4 protein-coding genes are annotated in these 6,657 nt (G+C 71.5%); all 4 read left to right on the top strand.

Annotated features, from left to right (window positions below):
• The first annotated feature begins 754 nt into the window (after positions 1-754).
• The 4 genes from ABZ725_RS27800 (at position 755) to ABZ725_RS27785 (ending at position 6,600) form a co-directional block, all read left to right on the top strand.
• Positions 755-1,471: a hypothetical protein gene (locus ABZ725_RS27800; RefSeq protein ID WP_358805265.1), complete on the top strand. Its 717-nt coding sequence runs from the start codon at positions 755-757 to the stop codon at positions 1,469-1,471.
• 602 nt (positions 1,472-2,073) lie between these two features.
• Complete coding sequence (locus ABZ725_RS27795; protein ID WP_351917119.1) at positions 2,074-4,203, top strand: bifunctional polysaccharide deacetylase/glycosyltransferase family 2 protein; 2,130 nt, start codon at positions 2,074-2,076, stop codon at positions 4,201-4,203.
• Complete coding sequence (locus ABZ725_RS27790; RefSeq protein WP_358805264.1) at positions 4,203-5,561, top strand: acyltransferase family protein; 1,359 nt, start codon at positions 4,203-4,205, stop codon at positions 5,559-5,561. Before ABZ725_RS27795 ends, ABZ725_RS27790 begins: the two co-directional genes overlap by 1 nt.
• A gap of 175 nt (positions 5,562-5,736) precedes the next feature.
• A complete protein-coding gene (locus tag ABZ725_RS27785) occupies positions 5,737-6,600 on the top strand; it encodes a hypothetical protein (RefSeq protein WP_358805263.1) in 864 nt (287 codons plus the stop codon).
• Positions 6,601-6,657 lie beyond the last annotated feature (57 nt).

The following is a 6,657-nucleotide window of genomic DNA, read 5'->3' as shown; positions in this document are numbered from 1 at the left end:
CCCGTGCCCCTCTGACCCGCCGCCCTCGTGCCCCTCTGACCCGCCGCCCTCGTGCCCCTCTGCCCCGCCGCCCTCGTGCCCCTCTGCCCCGCCGCCCCCGTGACCCGCTGCCCCGGTGGCTGTCGTGCGGCCGTGCGTCAACGGGGCGTGCGGGAATTCACCCCCGCTGAGGGTTTTATTGAATCACTGACAAAGTGGGGCAATTCGCCGGTCGTGTCGTTGGAATTTCCGGCCATGCCTGAGGCCGCGTTCCGCGCCCCTCCGGGCCCGCCTCCTGGGTCCGCCTGTGTCACTGGTGTGGCGAAAGATGTCTGCCGCCCCGCTCCTCGGCGCTGCGTCAAGGGATTGTTTTCAGACATAGGCATGAACATGACTTCTGTCCATAAATGACACATCGCGAACACAGGGCCCATGCCTGCGCTAGATTCGTCGACCTGAGCACAATGGGGTAAATGGGGCGCAGGAACCGGGTGGGGGCCCGGTTTCGTCGACGTGTGCTCGGGGTCGTACGTGTACCCAGAACAGTTCCGTGGGGGGAAGAGCACACGTGAAGAATTGGCGAGAAGACGCCCAACCGGAGTGGCCGGAGGCGGCACCGCCGACCAGGGATGTTCCGGTCATGGGAGAAGGATCCCAGCGATACCGGTCACTGCTGGACGTACTGTCGGAAAGCGGTTCATCGGCGACCTCGAACGCCTCGAACAGCCTTTCCGAAAACGAACGGTCGAGCGATCTCCGGGATCCCTGGGGAGAGGTGCCCGGCGCTGCCGACGCCAAGGGCAACGATCCGGGCGAGGTGACCGTCCAGCTCGACCCGCTGAAGAAGGGGCGGGCCGACGGTCCGGACGCCGCCTCCGACGTCCCGGTGTTCGTCGACGAGTCGGGCCGCCGCAGCCGGACGTTCCGCCGCATCGGCATCCTCGTGGGCACCGCGTGCGGGGCCTACGCCGTCGTCATCGTGGCCACGCTGCTGTCGGGCAACGCCGGCGCGCCCTGGCTGCCGGTACCGGTGCCGGGCAAGGCCGACGACAAGCCGGCGGCCGGCAAGGTGGACGACTCCGAGACGCCCGAGGACTCCGCGACCTCGCGCCCCGGGGCGCCGGGGGAGGTGCTTCCGGGCGGCGCGGGGATCACCGCGTCCACGCCGGGCGCGGTACCGGGCAAGCCGGGTGTGAGCGCGGCGCCGGGTGCGTCGGGGAGCGCGGCTCCGTCGGGCGGGCCGTCCGCCGCGGCCCCGCCCTCGGCGAGCGGCAGCGCCCGGCCCAGCACCGGGCCGACGGCCTCGGCTCCTTCGGCGCCCGGTCCGAGCACGCCGGTCGTGCCGCCGCCGTCCTCGCCGCCGCCCGCGCCGTCCTCGCCCGTCGCGTCGCCGTCGGCCGTCTCCTCGCCGTCCCCGGCCGGTGGAGCCTCCAACACGGTCGCCGACGGCCCGCCGGAACCGGCCCCGGCGGCCTCGAGCCCGGCGGCCTGAACGGGCCTTCGCACGCGGGTCGCCGACAGCGGCGCCCGGCATACCGGCCCCTGAGGGGGCCGGGCCCGCGTCGGCCGACGTATCGATGCCGGTGGTCGGTGTCGGACCGACTGCCCGCCCTTCGCGGCCGACCTCCGATCTGCCGCAGGCGACCGGATTCGCTCTGGCCCGTTGGCTCTATGCCCGTTCGTTCCGTGCCCTTTCACCGCGCGCTCTGCGCGCCACGCTCCTGACTCCTCACTTCAGGCTTCTCACTTCAGGCTCCTCATTTCACGCACTTCACTCCACGCCGCCCGATCCCGCGGTGTGGGTCCCTTTCGTCCGACCTCGTCCCCGGAGAACCACCTCTCATGGCACCACACACCAGCCGGCGTTCGGCCCGACGGTCCGCCGTCGGGCAGCCCGCGCACTCGTCGTCCTCCTCGTCGTCGGGAGGCTCATCGGGAGCCTCATCGGGAGGGTCGTCGGGAGGTGAGCCGGCCGGCACGGTGCACAGCCACGGGCGGCGGTCCGGCCGACGGCAGGGGCGGGGCCGGACCCCGGGGCACGCCGCCGGCGGTTCCGGGCACGGGTCGGCGCCGCCTCCTGAACGCCGTCGGTCGATGCCTCTGCGGCTGCGGCATCTGCTGCCGATGCTCGTGCTTCTCGCGATGATGGCGATGCTGATGCTGCGCGGCTATGTGCACAGCGAGATCCTCGCCGACCACCGCGTCCGCCCCGAGGCCGCCGCCGAGAAGGTGCCGGAGCAGATCCGCGAGGGCGGGCCGGTCGTCGACACCCGCGGCGGACGGCAGACCAGCCTGGACGTGCCCGACGGCCGGATCGTGCTCACCTTCGACGACGGGCCCGACCCGAAGTGGACCCCCGTGGTCCTCGACGTCCTCAAGAAGCACAACGCGCACGCCGTCTTCTTCATCACCGGCACCATGGCCTCCCGCTACCCGGACCTGGTCCGGCGGATGGTGGACGAGGGCCACGAGATCGGGCTGCACACCTTCAACCACCCCGACCTCTCCTACCAGTCGAACAAGCGCATCGACTGGGAGCTCACCCAGAACCAGCTGGCGCTGGAGGGCGCGGCGGGCATCCGCACCTCCCTCTTCCGGCCGCCCTACTCCTCCAGCACGGACGCCCTCGACGACGAGACCTGGCCGGTCACCGAGTTCGTCGGCAGCCGCGGCTACCTCACCGTCTTCACCACCGCCGACAGCGAGGACTGGCGCAGGCCGGGCGTGCGGGAGATCATCCGCAACTCCACTCCGGCGGACGGCAAGGGCGCGATCGTCCTGATGCACGACTCCGGCGGCGACCGGTCCCAGACCGTCCGGGCCCTCGACGCCTATCTGCCCGAACTCCAGCAGAAGGGCTACGAGTTCGAGAACCTCACCGAGGCCCTGAACGCGCCGAGCGCGCACACCCCGGTCGGCGGGCTCGACCTGTGGAAGGGCAAGGCCTGGGTCTTCCTGGTCGCGGCCTCCGACGACATCACCGCCGTCCTGGTCGTCGGACTCGCCGTGATCGGCGTCCTCGTCTTCGCCCGCTTCGGCCTGATGCTGCTGCTCTCCGCGATGCACACCCGCCGTACCCGCCGCAAAGGCTTCGTCTGGGGTCCCGACGCGCCGGTCACCGAACCGGCCTCGGTGCTGGTCCCGGCCTACAACGAGGCCAAGTGCATCGAGAACACGGTGCGTTCGCTGATGAAGAGCGAGCACCCGATCGAGATCCTCGTCATCGACGACGGCTCCAGCGACGGCACCGCCCGGATCGTCGAGGACCTCGGACTGCCCGGTGTGCGCGTCGTCCGGCAGCTCAACGCGGGCAAGCCCGCCGCCCTCAACCGGGGCATCGCCAACGCCAGGCACGACCTCATCGTGATGATGGACGGCGACACGGTCTTCGAGCCTTCCACGGTCGGCGAGCTCGTCCAGCCCTTCGCCGACCCGAAGGTCGGGGCCGTCGCCGGCAACGCCAAGGTCGGCAACAAGGACACCCTCATCGGCGCCTGGCAGCACATCGAGTACGTGATGGGCTTCAACCTGGACCGCCGTATGTACGACGTCCTGCGCTGTATGCCGACCATCCCCGGCGCGGTGGGGGCCTTCCGCCGCGCCGCGCTGGACCGGGTCGGCGGCATGAGCGACGACACCCTCGCCGAGGACACCGACATCACCATGGCCATCCACCGCGACGGCTGGCACGTCGTGTACGCGGAGAAGGCGCGGGCCTGGACCGAGGCGCCCGAGTCCGTCCAGCAGCTGTGGTCCCAGCGCTACCGCTGGTGCTACGGCACCATGCAGGCGATCTGGAAGCACCGCCGGGCGCTGGTCGAGAGCGGTCCCTCCGGGCGCTTCGGCCGCGTCGGGCTGCCTCTCGTCTCCCTCTTCATGGTCGTCGCGCCGCTCCTCGCCCCGCTCATCGACCTCTTCCTCGTCTACGGCCTGCTCTTCGGCCCGACCGGCAAGACGATCGCGGCCTGGTTCGGCGTCCTGGCCGTCCAGGCGGGCTGCGCGGCCTACGCCTTCGTCCTGGACCGCGAACGCCTCACCCCGCTCATCTCGCTCCCGCTCCAGCAACTCCTCTACCGACAGTTGATGTACATGGTCCTGCTCCAGTCCTGGATCACCGCCCTCACCGGCGGCCGCCTGCGCTGGCAGAAGCTGCGCCGCAAGGGGCAGGTGGCGGCGCCGCCGGGCGCACCGGCAGCGGCGAGTGCGGACGGAGGCGCGGCCTGATGAGCACCCAGAGCACCGGGCCGACGGAAACGACGGACACGACGGAAACGGCGGAAACGACAGACGCGACGGAGCCGACGGAGACGACGGCCCGCCTCGACTTGACCGGCCTCGAAAAGGAGGCCACGGGGAAGGAGGCCGCGGGTAAGGGGAGCGCGGAGAAGGGGAGCGCGGGGAACGGGAGCGCGGGTAAGGAGGGGGCGAAGAAGGGCGGTGGGCGTGACCGCTACTTCGATCTGCTCCGTGCGATCGCCCTCTTCCGCGTCGTCTTCTACCACCTGATGGGCTGGGCCTGGCTCCCCGTCGTCTTCCCCTCCATGGGCGTGATGTTCGCGCTCGCCGGCAACCTCATGGCCCGCTCGCTGGCCAGACGCCCCGCGCTGGAAGTCGCCCGAGGACGGCTGCGTCGGCTGCTGCCCCCGCTGTGGCTGCTGGGCGCCGTCGGACTCACGGGCATGCTGGCCGGGGGCTGGGGCCCGGACGACGACGGGAACTCCGCGTGGTGGTGGCTCCAGCTCGGCTTCTGGATCGTGCCGCTGGGCGACCCGCCCTACGGCGACAGCGTGCCCGGCGTGCACGGGCTGATCGGCGACGACTGGGCCGCCGACATGGGCGTGCCCCTCTGGTACCTCCGCGCCTACCTCTGGTTCGTCCTGCTCTCCCCGCTCCTGCTGCGCGCCCTGCGCCGGCTGCCCTGGCCGACGATCCTCGCGCCGATCGCGCTGTCCGCCGCCCTGGAGTTCGGCGCGCTGTCGGTGCCGGGCTGGCGGCTGGAGTCCGGCGTCGTCGACTTCGGCGCGTTCGGCGCGTGCTGGCTGCTGGGCATGGCGCACCAGGAGGGCATCCTGCGCCGGCTGCCCCGCTACATCGTCCCGTCGCTGGCCCCGGCGGTCGCCGGGATCGGTCTCTGGTACGCGCTGGGCCAGAACCTGCGGGAGGGCCACGACCTGGACGACATGCCGTTCGCCCAGTCCCTGTGGTCCTTCGCGGCGGTCCTGCTGCTCCTGCACATCAGCCCGTCCTGGACCGAGTGGCCCGCCCGGCTGCGCCGCTGGGACCGGCTGATCACCCTGCTCAACTCCCGTGCCGTGACGATCTACCTGTGGCACAGCGTGTGCATCGGAGTCGTGTCGGCCCTGTGGGACCACCTGTGGAACATCGCGTGGCTGGAAGCCGACGCTCTTTGGCTCCTGGAGAGCCCGTGGCCGCAACTGCCGGCGATCTGGCTGCTCACGGCGGCCTGCGTCGTCTGCTTCGGCTGGGTGGAGGACCTGGCGGCCCGCCGCAAGCCCCGCCTGTGGCCGGACGGACGAGCGACGAAGGCCTCGCACCGAGCCCGCAGCGCCCGAAGCGCCTGATGCCCCTGACCTGCCCGAAGCGCCCGACCTGCCCGAGGTGACACCCGTAAAGGGCAGGTCAAAGCGGGTCGGACGTCGATTCCCGGCGCCGGGGGCGTGTGGAAGACTGCCTCGCGTTGCGTAAGTGAACAGTGGTCCGGCCGACGGGCGACGGGCGACGGGGGAGTGAGTGCCGGTGAGCAAGCGGCAGATACAGAAGATGCTTCGGCTGATGGCGGGAGGCGAGCCCGTCGAGCTCACCAGCCCCATGGCCTCGGTGAAGAAGCTGGCCCGCCTGGCCTTCGTGGCCCAGCAGTTCGGGTACGAGTACGCGGACGTACGGCAGGGCGGCGGACGCAACACCGCGCTGGTGATGCTGATCCTCCCGGACCCGAGTCCGCAGGCACGCGCGCGTGCCGCGCAGAACTGGGCGCAGTATCCGAACGCCTCCGACGGCGTCTCGCTGCCGCCCGTCGTGCCGGACGCCTTCGAGCTCCTCAAGGCCCGGATCAACTTCGACCTCACCGGCAGACACGCCGAGAAGAGGATGGGGTACGGCGCGCTGGGCGCCACCGCGGGCTGCGCGATCATCGGCATCCGGCTCGGCGCCACCGGAACGGACTTCGTCATCGCCGGTGTCATCTGGGCCGTCCTCATGGGCGCTCTCGGCATCGGCCTCGTCGTCACCCGGCACCGCAACGCCAAGTTCGCCGCCCGTCTCCAGGCCGCCGGGTTCACCCCGATGACGGACGAGACGGGCCGGCTGCGGTATCTGCCGCCGGGTGCGAGCGCCTACGGTGGCGGTCTCCCGGGGCAGGCCGCGGGCCCGTACGGACCGTACGGCGCTGCCCCCACGGGCCCCGGCGGCTACGGACACCCGCAGCCCCAGCCCCACCAGCCCCACCAGCCCGGACCGTACGGCCAGCCCGGGCCGTACGCTCAGCCCCAGGCGTATCCCCAGCAGTACCCTCAACCGCAGGCTCAGCCGTATCCTCAGCAGCCCCCGGCCCAGTACCCGCCGCAGCCCCCCAACCCGTACGGCCAGGCGCCTCGGCGCTGAGCTCTCCCCAAAACCTCTCACCGGGCGTCCACGCAAGGTGAGAGCAACGTTCCTTTC

Source organism: Streptomyces sp. NPDC006872 (assembly GCF_040635845.1).
Taxonomy (GTDB): Bacteria; Actinomycetota; Actinomycetes; order Streptomycetales; family Streptomycetaceae; genus Streptomyces.
The sequence above is the reverse complement of the archived record's forward strand: the minus strand, read 5'-3'. Positions and strand labels throughout refer to the sequence as shown.

What these genes read in the sequence shown, in the direction of transcription:
- ABZ725_RS27795 (WP_351917119.1), top strand. Translation starts at nt 2,074, where the DNA reads ATGCCTCTGCGGCTGCGGCATCTGCTGCCGATGCTCGTGCTTCTCGCG.
- ABZ725_RS27790 (WP_358805264.1), top strand. Translation starts at nt 4,203, where the DNA reads ATGAGCACCCAGAGCACCGGGCCGACGGAAACGACGGACACGACGGAA.